The organism is Bacteroides sp. DH3716P (genome assembly GCF_025914115.1).
Classification (GTDB): Bacteria; Bacteroidota; Bacteroidia; order Bacteroidales; family Bacteroidaceae; genus Bacteroides; species Bacteroides ovatus.
Map to the genome: position 1 here is coordinate 5,965,724 of NZ_CP083673.1, position 22,248 is coordinate 5,987,971.

At 38.8% G+C, this 22,248-nt stretch carries 15 protein-coding genes; all 15 read left to right on the forward strand.

Going from position 1 to position 22,248, the window contains the following annotated elements:
• A partial coding sequence (locus KQP79_RS22890) for an MFS transporter (RefSeq protein WP_264386647.1) occupies positions 1-138 on the forward strand: 138 nt, incomplete at its 5' end.
• A gap of 131 nt (positions 139-269) precedes the next feature.
• Positions 270-1,445 (forward strand): AGE family epimerase/isomerase, encoded by a 1,176-nt coding sequence (locus KQP79_RS22895; protein WP_138343921.1) that lies wholly within the window; start codon positions 270-272, stop codon positions 1,443-1,445.
• Between the two features lie 31 nt (positions 1,446-1,476).
• Positions 1,477-4,599: a SusC/RagA family TonB-linked outer membrane protein gene (locus KQP79_RS22900; protein ID WP_138343919.1), complete on the forward strand. Its 3,123-nt coding sequence runs from the start codon at positions 1,477-1,479 to the stop codon at positions 4,597-4,599.
• Between the two features lie 14 nt (positions 4,600-4,613).
• A complete protein-coding gene (locus KQP79_RS22905; RefSeq protein WP_074559357.1) occupies positions 4,614-6,254 on the forward strand; it encodes a RagB/SusD family nutrient uptake outer membrane protein in 1,641 nt (546 codons plus the stop codon).
• A gap of 21 nt (positions 6,255-6,275) precedes the next feature.
• Positions 6,276-6,653: a hypothetical protein gene (locus tag KQP79_RS22910; protein WP_004308411.1), complete on the forward strand. Its 378-nt coding sequence runs from the start codon at positions 6,276-6,278 to the stop codon at positions 6,651-6,653.
• Positions 6,654-6,666: 13 nt separating this feature from the next.
• Positions 6,667-7,965, forward strand: coding sequence for a DUF5018 domain-containing protein (locus KQP79_RS22915; RefSeq protein ID WP_004308410.1), 1,299 nt, complete (start codon positions 6,667-6,669; stop codon positions 7,963-7,965).
• A gap of 29 nt (positions 7,966-7,994) precedes the next feature.
• Positions 7,995-9,239 carry an alpha amylase family protein gene (locus tag KQP79_RS22920; RefSeq protein WP_004308409.1) on the forward strand — a complete coding sequence of 415 codons (1,245 nt, stop codon included), beginning with the start codon at positions 7,995-7,997 and terminating at the stop codon, positions 9,237-9,239.
• Between the two features lie 36 nt (positions 9,240-9,275).
• Positions 9,276-10,259: a phosphodiester glycosidase family protein gene (locus KQP79_RS22925; protein WP_171036041.1), complete on the forward strand. Its 984-nt coding sequence runs from the start codon at positions 9,276-9,278 to the stop codon at positions 10,257-10,259.
• A 119-nt stretch (positions 10,260-10,378) separates the two neighbouring features.
• Positions 10,379-11,677 carry a family 10 glycosylhydrolase gene (locus KQP79_RS22930; protein WP_022199525.1) on the forward strand — a complete coding sequence of 433 codons (1,299 nt, stop codon included), beginning with the start codon at positions 10,379-10,381 and terminating at the stop codon, positions 11,675-11,677.
• A gap of 33 nt (positions 11,678-11,710) precedes the next feature.
• Positions 11,711-13,684 (forward strand): glycoside hydrolase family 97 protein, encoded by a 1,974-nt coding sequence (locus KQP79_RS22935; RefSeq protein ID WP_138343916.1) that lies wholly within the window; start codon positions 11,711-11,713, stop codon positions 13,682-13,684.
• Positions 13,685-13,696: 12 nt separating this feature from the next.
• On the forward strand, positions 13,697-15,085 hold the full coding sequence (locus tag KQP79_RS22940; protein ID WP_004307213.1) for an SGNH/GDSL hydrolase family protein: 1,389 nt from the start codon (positions 13,697-13,699) through the stop codon (positions 15,083-15,085).
• Positions 15,082-16,554: a calcineurin-like phosphoesterase C-terminal domain-containing protein gene (locus KQP79_RS22945; protein WP_004307214.1), complete on the forward strand. Its 1,473-nt coding sequence runs from the start codon at positions 15,082-15,084 to the stop codon at positions 16,552-16,554. Before KQP79_RS22940 ends, KQP79_RS22945 begins: the two co-directional genes overlap by 4 nt.
• 26 nt (positions 16,555-16,580) lie before the next feature.
• Positions 16,581-18,584: a glycoside hydrolase family 97 protein gene (locus tag KQP79_RS22950; protein WP_004307215.1), complete on the forward strand. Its 2,004-nt coding sequence runs from the start codon at positions 16,581-16,583 to the stop codon at positions 18,582-18,584.
• Positions 18,585-18,591: 7 nt separating this feature from the next.
• Complete coding sequence (locus tag KQP79_RS22955; protein ID WP_004307216.1) at positions 18,592-20,775, forward strand: alpha-N-acetylglucosaminidase; 2,184 nt, start codon at positions 18,592-18,594, stop codon at positions 20,773-20,775.
• Between the two features lie 21 nt (positions 20,776-20,796).
• Complete coding sequence (locus KQP79_RS22960; protein WP_004307217.1) at positions 20,797-22,248, forward strand: calcineurin-like phosphoesterase C-terminal domain-containing protein; 1,452 nt, start codon at positions 20,797-20,799, stop codon at positions 22,246-22,248.

The window sequence follows — 22,248 nt, forward strand, 5'->3', positions numbered from 1 at the left end:
AACCTTACCCCCGCCGGAACATTCTTCCTGTTCGCCCTCATGTGCGTGCCGTATATGCTGATTGTCTGGAAACTCGTGCCGGAGACTACAGGGAAGTCGCTGGAAGAGATTGAAAGATATTGGACCCGTTCGGAATAAATATAAAACAGACCTTAATAACAATAAACTAACATCTTATAAATATGGATAGTAAGAACAACATTGGTCATTCAGCAGACATCTCTTTCACTGCTGAATTGCCCATACCAATCTATAATGGAAATAATAGTATGGATTTCGAGAAACTGGCAAGTCTGTACAAGGATGAACTTCTGGACAGTGTCCTCCCTTTCTGGCTTGAACACTCCCAAGACCACGAGTATGGTGGTTATTTCACCTGTCTGGACCGTGAAGGAAAAGTGTTCGATACGGATAAGTTCATCTGGCTGCAATGTCGTGAGGTGTGGATGTTCTCCATGCTTTACAATAAAGTGGAAAAACGCAAGGAATGGCTGGATTGTGCCGTTCAAGGTGGTGAATTTCTAAAAAAATACGGACATGATAGTTACTATAACTGGTATTTTTCCCTTGATCGTTCGGGTAGACCATTGGTAGAACCGTATAATATATTCTCGTATACATTCGCCACCATGGCTTTCGGACAGTTGAGCCTTGCAACCGGTAATCAGGAATATGCGGACATTGCCAAGAAAACTTTCGACATAATCCTTTCCAAAGTGGATAATCCGAAAGGGAGATGGAATAAGCTTCATCCGGGTACCCGTAATCTGAAGAACTTTGCCTTGCCAATGATCCTCTGTAACCTGGCACTGGAGATAGAGCATTTATTGGATGAAATGTATCTGCGGGAAACAATGGATACTTGTATCCATGAAGTGATGGAAGTTTTCTATCGTCCTGAACTCGGAGGTATCATTGTTGAAAACGTGGACATAGACGGTAATTTGGTCGATTGTTTTGAAGGCCGTCAGGTGACCCCGGGACATGCCATTGAAGCGATGTGGTTTATCATGGATCTAGGCAAGCGTCTGAATCGTCCGGAATTGATAGAGAAAGCCAAAGAGACTACTCTCACGATGCTTAATTATGGCTGGGACAAGCAATATGGAGGTATCTACTATTTTATGGATCGTAACGGTTGTCCTCCCCAACAATTGGAGTGGGACCAGAAACTCTGGTGGGTCCATATCGAAACGCTTATTTCCCTGCTGAAAGGCTATCAATTGACGGGAGACAAAAAATGCTTGGAATGGTTTGAAAAGGTACATGACTACACTTGGGAGCATTTCAAGGATAAAGAATATCCTGAATGGTATGGCTACTTGAACCGAAGAGGCGAAGTATTGCTACCACTCAAAGGAGGAAAATGGAAAGGATGCTTCCATGTGCCAAGAGGACTGTATCAGTGCTGGAAAACATTAGAAGATTTGATGAATTATAAATAACTATCTTGTTTTATTAACATTAATATTTAATATGGAGAAACAAATCACATGGAGTATAAGGTTTATAGCCTTATTCATCTGTTCGCTTTCTTTCTTAAACGTTCATGCTCAAAAAAACACGAACGTGAAAGGGACAGTGTATGACTCAAACAATGAGCCGCTTGTCGGTGCTACTGTTAGTGTAAAAGGGAATTCGTCCAACGGTACTATTACCAATATTGACGGACAGTTTAGCCTAAATGTACAGGATTTAAAATCGACTTTAGTAGTTTCCTTTGTCGGGTATCAGACTCAAGAGGTTGCTTTACATGGTCGTTCAGAAATTACTATTAGACTTCAAGAAGATGCACAAGCATTGGATGAAGTTGTAGTGGTGGGGTATGGAACTCAAAAAAAGAAATTCTTAATAGGTTCCGTTTCTCAAGTAGGCTCTAAAGAGTTGATGATGGCTCCTCAAGCTAATCTTTCTAATATGATGACAGGTAAGTTACCGGGGGTAACGAGTGTTCAACGTTCCGGTCTTCCCGGAAACGACCAGACATCTATCAACATCCGTGGTTTAGGTACTTTTTTAGATTCTAGTCCTCTGATATTAGTGGATGGCGTTGAACGTATGTTGAATACTGTGAATCCTAATGATGTAGAAAACATATCTATTTTGAAAGATGCAGCTACAGCATCCGTTTATGGTTTGGCAGCGGCAAATGGAGTAATCCTGGTAACGACCAAGAAAGGTACTGAAGGTAAAGTAACTCTTTCGTATGACGGTTCTGTTACTTTCCAGAAAAATACAGCCATGCCTGAAATGCTAAATGGTCCTGACTATATTTATTGGTATAATAAGGCAAGTGAACTTGATGGTAACGGGCCATATTATGGAGCTGATATTCAGACGAAAGTGGCTAACAACTATGATCCGGAAGGTAAATATGGAAATACAAACTGGACAAAAGAAGTTTTTAAGGATTATGGCTTCACACATCAACATAATATTTCAGCTTCCGGTGGTAACAAGAATATCCGTTTCTTCACCAGTATAGGCATGTTGGATCAATCCGGTATCATCGAAAATGTGAATTATGATCGTTACAATGTCCGTTCTAACGTAGAAGGTAATATTACCAAAGATTTAACGTTCGAACTTAATATTTCTGGCTTTTATGAAGAAAAGAACTGGCCCGGAATTAGCACAAGCGCACAGGCTGAACAAAATCCCATTCAGCAGACTGTTTATTCAGCCCCTATTATTCCTATTTATTATCAAGGAGAATATACAGCTTGGATTGGTCCTGGTAGTTCCACCACACAGAGTCCACTCGCTACTTTAAGGAATAGCGGATTTCAGAAAAACCAAAGACATGAGTTTGATGGTACAATGAAAATTAGTTATGCCTTTCCTTGGGTAAAAGGGTTGAAAGCTTCTCTCGGTTTAGTTTATGATACTAGTTATTCGGAAGATAACGGTTTCTTGGTAGGATACAATGTTAATGCTTATAGTGCAGATTCTAAATCATATAATTTAATGCGTGCCTCTTCTACAAGCGAGAAAGGTAATTACACTAAATCTGCATCTTCTTTCAGAAGATTTATGGTCCGCCCGAGTGTGGAGTATGCTAATACCTTTGGCAAGCATGCAGTTTCAGCCCTATTCTTATATGAACAGACACAACTGAAAGGCTCTACAATGACAGGAAAGATGGGCGGCTATAATTTTAATGATCCGGTTGATCTTTCATTAGGTACTGAATTTATATCCAATCCTACAGGTAGTCATAGCGATAAAGCTACTATTGGTTATGTAGGGCGTTTCAATTATATTTTCGATAAAAGATATCTTGTAGAATTTGCTTTTCGTGTAGATGGATCCTATAAATTCGCAAAAGATAAAAGATGGGGATTCTTCCCTTCTGTATCTTTAGGATGGGTAATCTCTGAAGAAAACTTCATAAAAAACAATTTCTCTTCTATCAACCTGTTAAAGTTGCGTGCTTCTGTCGGTGAATTGGGTAGTGATAATACAGATGCTTTTTTGCATAGAAGCATTTTTAAGGTAGAGAAGAATGCGTATATATTCGGAGGAGTTCCTTATGCAGGATTAGGTGCATCCAACTCTATTACTTCCAGCTTAACCTGGTCTACTACCCGCAGTTACAATATTGGTGCTGACCTGACAATGTGGAATGGATTATTGGGAGTAGAATTCGATTTATTTTATAAGCTGACAAAAGATATACAAGAAAGCCGGAGTGGCGGTTTTCCTCCTTCATTAGGAGGAAATTATGCTCAAAAAGGAAATACGGGTAAGATCGACAATCGCGGTTTTGAATTGGTATTGAAGCACCAAAACCACGTTAATGATTTTTATTATAGTATAACCGGTAGTGTAGCGTGGGCTAGAAATAAAGTTCTGTCGCGGATTGAAAGTGAAAGTACTCCTTGGTACCGGACAAACATAGGTGAACCTTTAGGACAAATTTATGGCTATAAAGCTATAGGCTTATATCAAACACAAGAGCAATTGGATAACCGTCCTTTTGTTGGTAATGGAGTTCAACGTTTAGGAGATATCATGTATGAGGATATCAATGGAGATGGTAAAATTACGCGGGATGGGGATAAAGTTAAAATCGGCCACAGCACTTTACCAGAGTTAAACTACTCTCTGTCTATGGACTTCAACTGGAAAGGGTTCAATTTGAGTGCATTATGGCAAGGAGCTGCTATTGTTAGTTATACGTTGAATGGTACTTATAATCATGGTTCAATGGACAATACGGTCTATACACGACCATTCTACTCGGGAGGAAATGCTCCTTATTATCTGGTAGAAGATTCATGGACACCGGAAAATACTAGCGCCCGTTATCCCAGATTAAGTGCCATTCATAACGGAAATAATGCATATACCTCTTCTTGGTGGTTGGTAAATGGTAATTTCCTGCGTTTGAAGAATTTACAGTTTGGTTACACAATTCCTAAAAAAATACTTGCGAAAGCCAATATTGGACTATCTAACGTTCGTGTATATGTAGCAGGCACCAATCTGTTTACTTTCACAGAATTTAAATATTGCGACCCTGAAATGGCTATTATAAATAATGGTTATTATCCCCAACAAAAGAATTATAGTGTTGGATTAAATATCACATTCTAATTAAATCAATAATTATGAAAATAAAAAGATTATATCTATTAGGGATAGGGCTGATGTTTACGTCACAGTTTCTAACCTCGTGCCATGATTTGTTGGAGAAAGATCCCACAGACTCATATTCAGAAACAGTAGCCTGGAGCTCGGAATCTTCTTTAGATATGTATGTGACTTACTTATATAAGCCTCTCAATGGCTTATCCAACTTTTCTTCTTTATCCTTAACCGATGGATATACAGATTTAGTTAAGTATGGAAATGGAGTTCCACAAACATGGAGTGCTCATAACAAGATTCTATTGCAGCAAAACACAATAACATCAGATAATAATCCGATGTCATCGTGGGGACTTTATACTGACATATTTAGAGAAAATGTATTTCTGCGTGATGCCGGTATCTATGGAAGTAAGTTTAGTGAAGATTTTCTCAATACTCGTATTGCTGAAATTCGTTTTATTCGCGCTGTGAATTATGCACGTATGATTAGAATTTTCGGAGGAGTTATTCTTCGTGACGAAACAAATGGAGTTGATTCAGAAGGGGAAAAAGCAAAAGCAAGAGCAACTGAAGCCGAATCATGGGATTTTGTTCTGAAGGATTTGGAATTCGCAGCCAAACACCTTCCGAAAGAATGGGACAGCAAATGGGATGGGCGTTTGACTAAAGGAGCAGCGTATGCCTATATGTGTCGTACAGCACTCTTTGCAAAACGTTGGGATATTGCTATTACCGCTGCTGATGAGATTAAAAAACTCAATAAGTATGACTTAATGGATGAATATAAAGATGTATTTAAAGTGGCAGGTAATAAAGAAATTATTTTCTCCATAGCATACAAAATTCCGGATATGCCCCATTATTTCGATCGCTATTTTGCTCCTGACGGTAAACAAGGAATAAGAAGAGCTGTCCCGACAAGTGAACTGGTTGATTCTTATGATATGGCTGACGGAACTCCTTTCTCGTGGAGCGGCTCCATGGCCAAAGATCCTTATGTAGGTCGTGAACCTCGTTTCTATGCATCCATTATATATAATGGGGCTACTTGGAAAGAAAAGACTATTTATACCTATGTAGACGCAGAAAACGGTTTTGCTGCTTACAGAGATAACATGAATCCGGGAGAAAAACAAACTGTTACCGGATATTTCATCAGAAAATATCTACAAGAAAACAATACCGAATTTGATGATAAGGGAAGCGATCAGTTTTGGATTGAAATGCGTTATGCGGAGGTTTTGTTAAATCTGGCTGAGGCTCTGGCAGAACAGGATTATGCTAAAAATCAGGATGATGCCCTGGAAGCTCTCAATGAAGTAAGAAGACGTGTTGACCTACCGGACCGTACAACACAGGAAGCACCGGATAAAGACTCATTTATGAAACTATTACGTAAGGAACGTATTTGTGAATTGGCCTTTGAAGGATTCCGTTATTGGGATTTACGCAGATGGCGTTTGGCTGGCGAAGTTATTGATGGAAAACAAGCACATGGAACAAAAATAACCAAAAAAGATGATAATTCTTATACTTATGAACAAGTGTCATGTGACGACAATATAAACCGCTTCTTTCCAGAACGCTATTACTTGCTACCTATTCCTGTAGATGAATTACAGAATAATCCGTTATGTGAGAATAATGCTCCTTGGTAATATTAAAAGATTATTATAGTTATGAAAAATTTTAAAGTAATTACATACATCATATTAATGATAGCATTTAGCTTTTCCTTTTCTTCTTGTGAAAAGCATGATGATATCCATTATCATTCTGATTGTGATATCATATCCATTATGGTTCGTGCTAATTCTCCGGAAGATGGTACTACTTATGATGGGGTCATATCAGAGAATGGAAATATAACTTTCGAACTTCCGGCAAAAGTGAAATTGAGCGAATTATATATAACAGCCAATTTGCCTGTAGCAGCATTTGCTTATCCTTCATTGACTGGTGCTAAAGATTTATCTACTCCATTTAAACTAACTATTGTAGCAGGTGATGGAACGCAAAAGGAGTATACTTTGATTGCTAAACACCCAAATAATTAAAAAAGTAGATGTTATGAAAATAAAATATCATAATTGGCTTCAAGTTGCTGTCATGGCAACAATGGTTGCATTTTCCGCATGCTCGGATAATCCAACATTATACTCTGACACTGATATAACCGGATTCAAAGTTAGATTGGGCGAGGGTAATTATAAACAGGGTACCGTTAAGGATGGTAACATTATTGAATTTAAGATTACTCCGGACTTAGATTTGAGCAAACTCAATGGAGTTACTTGTTCTTTCTTTATCTCTCCATATGCAACAGTTACACCTACCCCCGATGTACCTCAAGATTTTTCAAAAGATGTACATTACACAGTGAAGGCGCAAGATGGCACAACCACTGACTGGACCGTAAAATGGACTTATGGCGGAAAAGTAAATGATGGAGAAGGTTTTGAATATTTTTTCAAAAAATGGGAAATTAGTGTACCCACTCCATCTAATAAAAACAAAGATGGTTTCGGTGCAGTGTTTGGTAATTATATAATAGACACCCAATTTAATTTCTATGATAAATATACAGGGCAGAAAGTAGATAAGACTTTGAATGTGACAGGAATAGACGCTTCTTTGTGCCAGTTAGTCAATGATGACGCCGGTAATTTGATCGGTGTAGTAAAAAATGTAGGATTATACAGATGGACTACTGTTGAGGGAGCTCCACAAAAGGTTGCTAATGTAACTCCCGGAGCAAATAAAGTTTCTGCAATCGGTGATATTGACAAAGTGGGATATGTTTATGATTCTAAACCTGATGGTGTAGGTACACATGCAGTTTACAAATTTGAGAATGGTACATATACAGGCACTTCAACCTTGGTTACCGGTCGTCCCAGTAATGATAGTAACTGGCGACAGATTGTGGCTGTACTCGGCATGTCGGATAACCCACCATTTTACGTAATAGACGCAGTGAATGCCGGAGGTGTAATGGGACCGGAAATCGGTTATAAAGCAAATACGGCAGGGGCATTTAGCAGCATCACAGGTCCATATATAGACATGTGGAATAAGAAAGGATACGCTGGCTGGGGAAATCATGTACTTATTTCCGGTAGAGGTATTCCATTTAATGGCAGATGGTACGGAGCAACCATAACTTGTGGTTGGGGCTGGGTTGGACTGCACCTGCTAGACCCGTCTAGTAATCATTCATTACCTATCACAGAAACAATTGAGCCATGGACTACCAACTCTTGTATCTGGACTACTTGTTCACCAAGTGATGACGGAGAATCATTATATCTCTATTACGGTTATGGTGTAGGTATTCGTTGTTATGAACTTACAAAATACGAGAAATAGGCATACTCCTAATTATATAGAATTGAAATATGTTGAATAAAAGCATTATATCGTTTTTTCTATTGTTATTTGCTACCTGTTCCTTTGCCGGGAACAGGGGCAAAGAACAACCTAAATACCTTTGGTTTGATGCAGAAGCTAATTTTGAACGCTTTGCCTCTAAAGATTCTATTTCTTACTATTTGGAAAAAGCTAAATCAGTAGGATTCAATCAAGTGGTAGTAGACGTCAAACCTATATACGGGGAAGTACTGTATAAAAGTAAAATTCTACCTCCACTTACAACAGTGAATGGTAAAGTAATTCATCGTGACTGGGATTACCTGCAGTATTTTATCAATGAAGCTCGTCGGTTAGGATTAAAAGTCACTGTTTCCACTGCAATGTTTCCGTCCGGACATCCCGCTACCCGCGAAGGTCTGGTCTATGATGAGTCACGTTGGGATGGGAAAACATGCTTGGAATATACACCTGACGGAAAGATGCTTGACATCAGAGAGGATAAGAAAAAAGTAGGAGCTTTTTTAAATCCGGTTCGTAAAGATGTCCGCAAATTTGCTTTAAGTATTGTTCGTGAAATAGTGAGAAACTATGATGTTGATGCTTATGCATTAGATTATTGTCGATATCCGGGAGATGATAGTGACTTCTCTGCTGACAGTCGTAAAGCTTTTGAACATTACTTAGGAAAAAAAGTCCGGAACTTTCCAGACGATATTTTCACTTGGAATGCCGATGGAACGAAAAATCCTGGAATTTATTATAAAGAATGGTGGGCATTCCGGGCTAATGTTATCACTAGTTTTGTGAAAGAGGTACGTAAAGAAATTCATTCTATCAATAATAAAGTAAAGCTAGAGTATTGGGCCGCTTCCTGGATTCATGGTATTTATGGACAAGGGCAGAATTGGGCCAGTCCAAAATCTGATTTCTCATTAAATTATCCGTGGGGATCGGAAGCCTACAATGAATCAGGATTTGCACCTTATCTGGATACCTTCTTATGTGGAACGTATTTAGAGCGTATCTATGGCATGGATGATCCGGAATCTATAGAGTATGGTATTGCCCGTGCACAGAGATTGGTTGGTAATGATTGCAAAGTATTCGGAACGATATATGCTTTAAATCATAAAACCAATATAGCCGATGCAGTAAGTCTTTGTCTTGAGAAATCGGAAGGATTGATGATATTCGACATAGTACAGGTTATTGAAATGAATCTGTGGGATGATATCCAAAAAGGTATAGAACGTGCGGAAGCACAAAGATAACTAGAAATAAATATTTACGATCAAATCGATATGATAATGAAAAATATATCAAAATATTGGCTTCTTTTCATGATTGCCGCCATGTCTGCGACAAGTTGTTCAGATGATGATAATGAAAAGGTGGTAATGCCGGATCCTGATCCGACAACATTAGGCTGGGTTAAACAGACAACAGAGTTTGGCACATTACCTGAATACATAAGTGTATACAAATCTCCGTCAGAACTGGAAGGCATGAAAGCCATAGCTTTTATTGCTGTTGCGGATATGTCAAAAGCTAATTTTGCGACTATAGGAGACCTGATATATTCTAAGACTCCCAATCAAATCTGGCAAGCAGAACAACAAAAATATCCGATAATTATGAATGGTGGATATTTTGTAATGGGAGCAGGTAAGTCTGTCAGTTTGCTATGCCGTGAAGGAGAGGTCTTAGCTGTGAACTCGCAGGAGGAAATACGTTCTCAAAAGAGTTATTATCCTACACGAGGTATCTTTCAGCTGTCAAAGAATGGCTATTTCTCCACAGATTGGGCTTATACAACAACTGATGGTGTGACATATACCTATGAACAACCTTCTCCCAATAAGTCCGGTTATGAGCCTCAACCTGCACCTTCGGCTTATTTTCCGACGAGAGGCGTGAAATTAAATGCAGAAACGGCGATTGGAGGTGGACCGATCCTGTTGAAAGACGGAAGTGTGAGAAATACTTTTATTGAAGAACTTTTTGATGAAGAAAGTGGAGTTGCTCCCGAAAGTTATCATCCAAGAACCGCTATCGGAATAACAGCCAATAATAAGGTGATATTTTTCGTTTGTGAAGGCCGCAGTGTAACGGAAGGTGTAAAAGGTATGAATATGGCTATGATGGCTAATGTCCTGAAGAGCTTAGGTTGTGTAGATGCTATGAATCTTGATGGTGGTGGTTCAACTTGTATGTTGGTCAACGGTCAACCGGTGATAAAGCCAAGTGCTGGTGCCCAACGTGCTATAACTACGGCAGTAGCTTTAAAATAACGGTCGAAAGATCTTTAGGATAACAAATTTATTTTATTTAGCTTTCTTATTATTCTCGATTTCAGACTGTATTTTTTTCTAAATATCAGCCTGAAGTCGGGAAATAAAAACAATAAAGTATGAAATACATTCCAAGCATTTTATTATTCTTTTTTCTTCTATCATTTAGTAGTTGTTCTACAAAGACTGTAGAATCCGAGCTTCCCGAGCCAAATCCTCCCACTCCTGTCATTCCGGAAGAACCAACTCCTGAAAAAGAAAAAATGCTCTGGTTTGATGCAGAAGCAAATTTTGAACGTTTCTCAAAAAAAGAGAATATCACATATTATCTTGATCTCGCCAAATCAACAGGTTTTAATAAAATTGTAGTCGATGTGCGTCCTGTACAAGGCGATGCCCTGTTTAAAAGTTCCTATTTAACCCCATTGACCGATCTTGCCGATACACATATCGAAAGAGATTGGGATTATCTTCAATTTTTTATTGATGAGGCTCATAAACGTGAACTTAAAGTTACGGTCTCTGCTACTATATTTACGGCAGGCCTACCTTCTTCTAAAAATGGTATGGCGTACCGTGATGATACATGGGATGGAAAAACTTGTTTGGAATATACCAAAGATCAGGGTTTGATAGATATTAAGGACGATAAAACAAAAGTCTCCGCCTTTTTAAACCCAGTTTTACCGGAAGTACAAGACTTTTGTCTGAATTTTATAAAAGAGTTAGTTACAAATTACAATTTTGATGGTTTTGCCTTAGACTATTGCCGTTATCCGGGAGATGAAAGTGATTTTTCGGAGGCAACAAAAACGGCTTTCGAACAATACATCGGAAAGCAATTAGATCGGTTCCCGGATGATATTTTCATTTGGAATACAGATGGCACTAAACGGACAGGGACTTATTACAAGAAATGGTGGGAGTTCCGCTCTATGGTCATACGTAATTTTGTAGAACGGGTGCGCACAGAAATTAAAAACATTAAACCGGATATTCAATTAGAATATTGGGCTGCCTCATGGATTCATGCTATTTATGGGCAAGGACAAAATTGGGCATCCACCGAATACGATTTTTCCAAAGAATACAGTTGGGCTTCACCTGAATATAAAAATACAGGTTTTGCCGGATTGTTAGACACCTTTCTATGTGGAACTTATTTAACCAAAATATTTGGATTGAACGATCCCGAATCCATAGAATATGGAATAGCGCGTGCACAACGCATTGTTCATGGAGCATGTAAAGTCTATGGCACTTTGTATGCTTTAAATCATAAGGACAATATAGCAGATGCTGTTTATGTCTGTCTTTCCCAATCCGAAGGATTAATGGTGTTTGACATTGTGCAAGTAATAGAATTCAATCAATGGACACCCATTAAAGAAGGAATTCAACGAGCAGAGAGTCTTTAAATAGAGAATATTCAATAAAATATAATATATAAAATGAAACGAGTACTTATATTATTACACATTATTTTATGCACATGCATAGTAACTCAAGCCAAAAACTACACTGTAAGTTCACCGGATGGAAAAATCAAGGTGACGGTAACAGCCGGAAAACAATTGAGTTGGAGTATTAATTACAATGGTGAACGTATACTAAATCCCAGTCTGATGCAGATGGATATTGAAGGGCAGACTGAACAACCGGGAGTAAATCCGAAAGTAATAAAAGCTAAAACACTTAAAGTAAATTCGGAGCAAACAGCTGTCATTCCACTTAAACAAAGAATTATCAAAGATCAATATAACCAGTTAACTCTGACTTGTAAAGGTAACTACGCAATAGTCTTCAGAGTATATAACAATGGAGCCGCTTATCGTTTTGAGACTTCATTAAAGCAACCTAAAGTTATTATTAATACCGAAACTATTGAACAGAACTGGACTGAAGGGTGTAAGCTATATTGGCCAAGAGAAAAGAATCAAGAATACCTCACACACTGCGAAGCCATTTTTGATGAATTAAACATCTCCTCGCTCACTAAGGATATGAAAGGCTATCTACCCATTTACCTCTCTACTCCTAAAGGAACGAAAGTTGTTATTATGGAATCCGATCTTTTCGATTATCCCAATCTATTTTTAACGGGTGATCGTAATAACACGCTATCCGGTGAATTTCCTCCTGTAGTTTTAAAAAGTGCACTAAAAGAAGGTACTGACCGTGATGAAGTATTGCTGGAGAAGGCCTCTTACATCGCTGAGACTGAAGGAACAAGAGCCTTCCCTTGGCGTGTATTAATGATTAACGAGGATGATAAAGCAGTAATTGAAAACAACTTAGTATATCAATTGGCCTCTCCATCTGTCACTCAAGATACAGAATGGATTAAACCCGGAAAGATCTCTTGGGATTGGTGGAGTACACTCAATGTATATGGAGTAGATTTTAAGGCAGGTGTGAATACTGATACTTATAAATATTTCATTGATTTCGCTTCAAAATACGGAATTGAATATATTTTATTAGATGAAGGATGGTCAGCCGGGACTTGGAATATTAAAGAGGCAATCCCCGAACTTAATATCCCGGAACTTGTACGATATGGAAAGGAAAGAAACGTTGGTCTTGTATTATGGACTTTGTGGAACCCGCTGGATAAAGATTTGGAAGGAATTCTGGATATTTATGAAAAATGGGGAATCAAAGGTATAAAAGTCGATTTTATGCAACGTTCGGATCAATATATGGTTAATTTCTACGAGCGTGTAGGAAAAGCGGCTATGGACCGTAAATTACTCGTTGATTTTCATGGTTCTTTCAAACCTTCCGGCTTACAAAAGAGATACCCCAATGTGATGACTTTTGAAGGTGTACTGGGATTAGAACACGATAAAGATTCAAGAGATATTAATCCGGTACATGACCTGATACTTCCATTCACTAGAATGGTAGCCGGTCCGATGGATTATACGCCTGGTGCAGTAAACAATGCGACAGCAGAAGATTTTTACATCAATTTCGTGCATCCGATCAGTTTAGGTACGCGTGCCCATCAAGCAGCCTTATATGTAGTGTATGAAAGCTCGTTACAAATGTTAGCAGATTCTCCTTCAAACTATTATAAAGCTCCTGAATTTGCTTCCTTTATCTCCCGTATACCTACCACTTGGGACGATACCAAAGCGATAACAGCCAAAATCGGAGAACAATTGGTGATTGCTCGTAAAAATGGGAAGAATTGGTATTTGGCAGGCCTGACAGACTGGAATGCCCGCAGCATTGAAGTAAAACTGAATTTTCTTGAGGCAGACAAATATAAAATGGAAGTTTTCAAAGATGGTGTGAACGCAGATGTTTATGCATCGGATTTTAAAACAGAAGAGGTAATAGTTTCAAAAGGTGATTCGATCAATGTCACAATGGCCAAAGGCGGTGGTTGGGCAGCAATTCTGACTCCTATTGAATAAAAAGATTGAGCAATGAAAAAAATACTATTCATATTATATACCTGTTGCATTTTATTGTTTCCCGTAAGTGCACAGCAAATTCCATCATTTAAAGCCAATGACAGAATTGTCTTTCTCGGAAATAGTATAACGGAAGGAGGCCATTATCATTCTTATATATGGCTGTATTATATGACGCATTTCCCCGAATTGCCTCTTCGTATTTATAATGGAGGAATTGGTGGCGATTGTGCAAGCCACATGGTTTTTCGTTTCGATTCAGATATTAAAATTAAAAAGCCAACTTATCTGGTTTGTTCCTTCGGAATGAATGATTCCGGATATGACGGATATAATAAGCCCGGATATGATAAGTACGCGAATAAACAGGTAGAATACGCTAACACAGAGTTTGGAAAACTACAACAGCAGATTCTTGCAGACAAGAAAATAAAAAACGTAGTACTTTTGGGTTCTTCTCCTTATGATGAGAATGTGAAATTGGAAGGAGTGGAAACTTTACATGGAAAGAATGAGACGATCAAAAGAATTATTGAAATGCAAGCAGAAGTTGCCCAAAAGCGAGGATGGGGATTTGTTAATTTCAATACAGTGATGTGTGAGCTGAATAAGGAGATTCAGCAGTCTGATTCTACAGCTACTTTCTGTGGAGGTGACAGAATTCATCCGGATAAAGACGGCCACATGGTAATGGCGTATTTGTTCTTAAAAGCACAGGGGCTTGCAGGAAAAGAAGTCGCTTATTTTCATATCAATGCAACTAACAGGAAAGCAATGGAAGAGAGAAATTGTCGAATAACTCACATAAAGAACGAAAATGACACAATATCTTTCAGCTATTTATCCCGTTCTTTGCCCTTTCCTGTCGACACTATTCCTCGTTGGGGAACAAAAGGTACAGCCCGGGATGCTGTCAGACAAGTTCCCTTTATGCAGGAAATGAATCAGGAAATAATGAAAGTGACCGATTTGCATGGAAATTTCCGAGTGACTATTGATGGAACAGAAATAGGACGCTGGGACGGCAATGAATTGAGTAAAGGAATTAATCTGGCTGAAATAACATGCACGCCCCAATACCAACAGAGCCTGTCTATCATGTATCTGAATGAGGAAAGATGTGCTATAGAAAAACGTTTACGCCAGTATATGGCTATGCAGTATGTCTTTTTTAAGCATAGAGGATTACTTTTCGCAGATAATAAAGCTGCTCTTGATGCTGCCAAAGCGGAGCGAGAAAGTCACTATTTAGTGAAGTATTTATATACCAATTATACCCAAGCCATGTTTCCACAGATACGTGAAGCCTGGCAAGCTGAAATAGACCAGTTGATAACTCAAATATATAAAATAAACAAGCCTCTCACACGTTTGATTAAAATAGAAAGGATTAAAGAATGAAATTAAGACTATTATTGCTTTTAAGCTTGTTACAATGGAGTTTTTCCTGTTTCAGTGTGCAGGCAATCACTACTCCCGTGGTCTATTATGGGAAAGTACTGTCCGGAGGTAAGGGAATTGCTAATGTACCTGTTACAGATGGTACACAAATTGTCCTTACGGATGACAAGGGACGATATTCCATATCAAGTACCTCTAATGCAGAATACATTTACATCACCCTTCCTGATGGCTATAATATTCCGATGAAAGGTAAAGTTCCTGCGTTCTTTCAAAAAGTACCTGCTCAACCTTCAAAAAAAGTGCATATTGATTTTGAACTGACACCATCATCTACTGACAACAAAAAGCACGTTTTGGTGGTATGGGCTGACCCACAAGTCTATTTCGATGAAGAAATGCCACAAGTACAGCAGGCTTCAAAAGATGTAAAAGAACTGTTGGCAACTAATTATCAGGGGATTCCTGCCTATGGAATAGTCTGTGGAGACATTATCGGTGACATCAATAAAAAGCCCAGTTACTTTACACCGATGATAGATGCAATAGCTGAAACGGAAATTCCCTTTTTCTATGTAATTGGAAATCATGATTTAGATTTAAACGTACGTTCTAATGAACATGCCCGTATTACTTACAAATCTTATTATGGTCCCACTTATTATTCATTTAATAGAGGAGATATACATTATGTTGTTCTTGATGATATTTTCTTTATTGCAAAAAGCTATTTATATGTTGGTTATCTCACCGAGCAGCAACTTCAGTGGCTGGAACAGGATTTGAAACAAGTCACTCCGGGATCTACAGTAGTAGTTGCCATGCATATTCCTACATATTCAAGAGAAGCACGTCGGAAAGAATGGGGAAAAGAGTCTACTATGAAAGTCATGAACAACCGTTCTCATTTGTATGAGTTGCTAAAACCTTACAATGCCCATATCATGTCGGGACATGAGCACTATAATGAAAATTATGTTTTGGCAGACAATCTTTACGAACATGTACATGCTCCCTTATCAACACTGTTTTGGCAAGCTCCCTGGGCTTGTGACGGAACTCCAGGCGGATATGCCGTTTACGAGTTTGACGGAGGTAAAGTCAATTGGTATTACAAATGTGTAGGAAAAGACAAAGATTATCAATTCGAGCTTTATCCGGTAGGTGCCAGTCGTAATAAAAAGGAGGCAGTTGTAGCAAATGTTTGGAATTACGATTCAACCTGGAAAGTGAAATGGTATGAAAATGGTATTGACAAGGGGGAAATGACCCGTTTTTCCGGATACGATCCTGCTATTTATGAATACTGCGAGAAAAACAGTTCTACATTCAAACATAAGTATTTGGGAGCGGACATTACCGAACACTTGTTTTATGCGGTTCCTGAAACGAAGGATTCCGAAATAAGAGTAGAAGTTACAGATCATTGTGGTAATGTATATACCCGCAAAATGCAGCAATCTAAATAAGCAAAAACATAAAAAAAGGAAAGAAGATGAATCGATTAACTGTATTAAGGAGAGTATTTTATATTCTGGGAATCACCAGCCTCCTTTCAGCTTGTAACGAGACTGATAATCTGGTACTAAAATCTCCGGATGGTAAAATACAACTAACAGTCACAGAAAATGATAATACAATATCATACGCAGTAAACAAAGAAAACGCCGCTATGATACTCCCTTCTAAACTGGGATTTATTCTGGAACATGAGGATAGTTTAAACCACTTTGTGATTAAAGGTACCGAACGTTCCTCTTTAGACGAGACTTGGGAACAACCTTGGGGAGAGAGCCGGTATGTACGCAATCACTATAATGAATTGAAGGTACTACTCCAAGAAACAGACGGAAAGCGCAAACTTAATGTAATATTCCGTCTGTTTAATGATGGTATTGGGTATCGTTATGAATTCCCGCAACAGGAATCCATGGATTCATTAGTGATTATGAGTGAAGAAACAGAATTTAGAATGTCAGGTACACACAAAGCCTGGTGGATTCCTGCATCCGATCCGTATTATGAGTGTATAGCAACCTTCTCTCCCATTAACGAACTAGACACCGTACGTACTCCTCTTACAATGGAAACAGCGGAAGGAAAGTATCTTACCATTCACGAAGCCAATCTGACAGATTATCCTAAAATGAATCTGACAGTCAAGGATTCTGCCACCCTCTGTGCTTCGTTAGTACCTTGGTCTAATGGAGTAGCAGCATATATCAAAGCTCCATTTGTTACCCCTTGGAGAACGATCGTGATTGGTGATAAACCGGGCGATCTAGTTACCTCCTATTTAATGTTGAATCTCAACGAACCCTCCAAAATTAAAGATACTTCCTGGATAAAGCCAGGAAAATACATGGGTATATGGTGGGAAATGCATTTGGGCAAAGGAACATGGTATTATGGTCCTAAACATAGCGCAACTACTGCCAATACAAAGAAATATATAGATTTTGCATCAGAGAATGGTATCTCCGGTGTTTTAGTTGAAGGATGGAATGTCGGCTGGGAAGGAAACTGGATGAAGCATGGTGATTCTTTAGACTTTACCAAACCTTATCCAGACTTCGATATTAAAGCAATTACAGATTATGCCCGTGAAAAAGGTGTGGAACTGATCGGACATCATGAAACGGCAGCTGCTACACGCAACTATGAGAACCAACTGGACAAAGCTTTTGCTTTCTATCAACAATATGGAGTACATGTTGTAAAAACAGGATATGTAAATCGCCTAATGGATTTTAAAGAAGCTCATGACGGTCAGTATGGCGTACGTCACTACCGGAAAGTAATAGAAACAGCTGCCAAATATCAAATAGCAATTGACAACCACGAGCCTGTTATGCCTACCGGTATTGAACGTACCTGGCCCAACCTTATGACCCAAGAAGGTGTACGCGGACAGGAACACAATGCGTGGTCTCCCGATGGAGGAAATCCTCCGGAACATACAACTGTTATTCCTTTTACCAGAGGATTAGCCGGTCCTATGGATTTTACATTCGGAACTTTCAATTTTACTAACGAGGCATATCCGGGAACACGTGTCAATACTACGCTTTGCAAGCAATTAGCACTCTTTGTTGTTATCTACAGCCCTTTACAGATGGCTTCAGATTTACCAGAAAATTATAAAGAGATAAAAGCGTTTGATTTTATTAAGGATGTACCTACCGATTGGGATAAAACTTATGTCGTAGATGCGAAAATTGGTGATTATTCCGTATTTGCACGAAAAGATCGTAACTCCAGCGATTGGTATGTAGGTTGCATCACTGACGAAAATGCAAGAGAGTTGGACATTCCTTTAAGTTTTTTGGAGACGGAGGCAAAGTATATTGCTCAAATATATGCTGACGGTGATGATGCAGAATGGAAAACAAATCCGACTTCTTTTAAATATGAAGAAAAAACAGTAACGGCTTCTGATACGCTTCATGTCAAACTGGCAACAAGCGGTGGATGTGCTATTCGTTTTATCAAACAATAATATGATTATGAAGAAAATATTTAGTGTGCTCCTTTTTCTTGTTGTCATCTGCCAAATTCGCGCGGAAGATACAAATATCACTACCATGCGTAAAATGACACAACGGTTGTTTCCTCAACAGGCTTCATTTTTTGATTTTCGTCTGTTGAATGATACTTCTACAGATTCTTTTACCATCAAAAGTGAAGGGAATAAAATTATTATTTCCGGAAATAATGCTAACTCTATGGCTGTAGGTTTGAATCATTATTTGAAAAACTACTGCCTGACTACTATTTCATGGTATAAGGATGATCCGATAGAATTGCCAAAAACTCTTCCTAATATACCGGCGGAAGTCACTATTAAGGCAAATGTCCCAACGCGTTTCTTTCTGAACTATTGTACGTTCGGATACTCAATGACTTGGTGGAAATGGAGTGATTGGGAACATTTCATCGATTGGATGGCTCTAAACGGAATTAATATGCCTCTTGCTATTACCGGTCAGGAAGCCATCTGGTATAAGGTCTGGAGTAAATTAGGATTGACAGATGAAGAAATACGTGGCTATTTTACAGGACCTGCACATCTTCCGTGGCATCGAATGTGTAATTTGGACGGCTGGCAAAGCCCCTTACCCAAAGAGTGGCTGTCAAGTCAAGCAGAGCTACAGGAACAGATCGTTGCCCGTGAACGTGAGTTTAATATGCAACCTGTATTACCGGCTTTTGCCGGACATGTACCGGCAGCGTTGAAACGGGTCTATCCCAATATAAAAACATCCAGAGTAAGCGAATGGGGAGGATTCGCCGATCAATATCGTTGCACTTTCCTTAACCCTATGGATTCTTTGTATGCGATCATACAAAAAGAATATCTTACCGAACAAACTCGTTTGTATGGCACAAATCATATTTATGGTATAGATCCGTTTAACGAGATAGATCCTCCTTCATGGGATACCGATTCTTTAGGAATGATGGCTAAACATATCTACGAGTCTGTGGCTGCTGTAGATCCGAAAGCAATATGGCTACAAATGACATGGTTGTTTTATGCTGACATCAAGCATTGGACTACTCCACGTATAAAATCCTATCTTCGTTCTGTACCTCAAGACAAATTGATTCTATTAGACTACTTCTGCGAATATACAGAAATATGGAAACAGACTGATAGTTATTTCGGGCAACCCTATCTTTGGTGTTATTTAGGCAATTTCGGAGGAAATTCTTTCTTGTCAGGGCCAGTTAAATTGGTAAGTGAACGGTTGGCAGATGCTTTAAAAAATGGTGGCAGCAATCTTAAAGGAGTTGGTTCCACTCTTGAAGGCATAGACCTGAATCAGTTTATGTATGAATTTGTTCTTGATAAAGCATGGAATAGCGGTCAGACAGACAAAGAATGGTTCTTAAAACTGGCAGATAGACGGACTGGCAAGGTGTCTCCCGAAGCAAGAAAAGCATGGGAAATACTGGCAGACAAAGTGTATATCCAGCCGGCACAAGTAGGGCAAGGCACACTTACCAATGCACGTCCTTGTTTAAAGGGAAATGGACATTGGACTACTAAGCCGACAATAGAATATCAACCCAAAGATTTAGTTGAAGCGTGGAGATTACTATTGTTAGTAAAAGACTGTCAACGGGATAGCTATGAGTTTGATTTGGTTAATATTGGACGACAAGTTTTAGGAAATTATTTTAATGTAGTCCGTGATGAGTTTACTCTTGCATATGAAGCCGGAGATATAATGATGATGAAAAACCGAGGGGATAAAATGAGAGAAATTCTTGCTGATCTTGATAAGCTCGTTAGCTGTCATCCTACCTTTTCTCTGAATAAATGGATCACTGACGCCCGCGATATGGGACACGATGCCACTTCTAAAAACTATTATGAGATGAATGCCCGTTCTCTGATTACCATTTGGGGAGATAGCTATCACCTGACCGACTACGCCAATCGGTCATGGGCAGGACTAACCAATCAGTATTATTCTGTCCGGTGGGATCGTTTTATAAATGAAGTGATTAAAGCTGTCGAAAAGAAGAAGGCTTTTGATGAGGAAGTCTTCTTTAATGAATCACGGATGTATGAAAACGAATGGGTAAATCCGAGTAACAGAATCAACTATAACGAAGGTGGTGACGGAATAAAACTAGCCCGGCAAATCTATAAGAAATACGCAAAAGAAATCATTCGATAAATTTACAAAGTACACCTCAATATGAGAACGAATAAACTACACTTTTTTTTATTGCTTTTAATGTGCTTCTGCTTGAACTTTTCAGTTCAGGCAGAAGCCTCGATTCATATCATCAAAGGTAAAGTAACCTGCGAAGGTAAGGGGATACAGGGGATAATGGTTACCGATGGCCGTATATGTGTGCAAACCGATGCTTCTGGAAAGTATAATATACCGACTTTGGGAGATAGCCGTTTTGTGTATATTTGTACTCCTTCAGGTTATCTGACAGACCGGAAAGGGACTATTCCTTCTTTTTATTTACCAATCGATCATTCTAAAAAGCAAAACTATAATTTTAATTTGAAGAAGAATCCGAAAGGTGATGTCTCTCATGTCTTTGTTACTCAATCTGACATACAGGTTACTTCCAGAGATGAACTGGCTATTTATCAGTATGTAGTGGATGATTGCAAACAACTTCTCTCTTCTTATGCAACAACTGATGTTTTCGGTATCGATTGCGGAGACATTGTAGGCGACCATCAAGAATTATATCCCGATTACCTGAAAAGAGCCGATCAACTGGATATACCCATTTATCGTGTAGTTGGCAATCATGATATGAATTATGACGGTCGTACTCATGAAACTTCCTACAAGACTTTTGAAGATACTTTTGGTCCTTCCTACTATTCTTTTAATAAAGGGAATGCCCATTACATTGTAGTAGACAACAACTTCTTCATCGGACGTGATTATTTTTATATGGGTTATCTGGACGAAAAGACATTTGCATGGCTTGACCAGGATTTATCATACGTACCGAAAGGGTCACTCGTATTCTTTATTATGCATATCCCTTCCCGTCAAACGGAAAAGCAAGAAGCTTTTTTGTATAACTATGATATGATTGGCAATCAGATGGTTAATGCTGGTGCACTGCATCAGATCTTGAAACCCTATAAGGCACATCTTATCACAGGACACACTCACTACAATCTCAATGTAGTATTTAATGAGAATCTGATGGAACATAATACAGCTGCGGTTTGTGGTACGTGGTGGAAAGCGGATGTTTGTCTGGATGGCACTCCGCGTGGTTATGGCGTATACGAAGTGAATGGTAACGATGTGAAATGGTATTATAAAAGTTCCGGATATCCTAAAGAACATCAGTTTCGCTCATATCCGGCGGGAGCCTCCAAAGAACATCCGTCGGATATTATCGCTAATGTCTGGAACTGGGATAAACTGTGGAAAGTGGAATGGTTGGAAGACGGTCAATTGATGGGAAGCATGACACAATATACAGGTTTAGACCCATACGCATCAGTGGTATGTTCGGACCGGGAAAAGATGGTCTATACATGGATTACTCCAAGACCTACCCAACATATGTTCCGGGCAACTCCTAAAAATAAAGATGCTCGTATAGTGGTTAAAGTTACCGACCGTTTTGGCAAAGAATATATTCAAACGATCAATCCATAG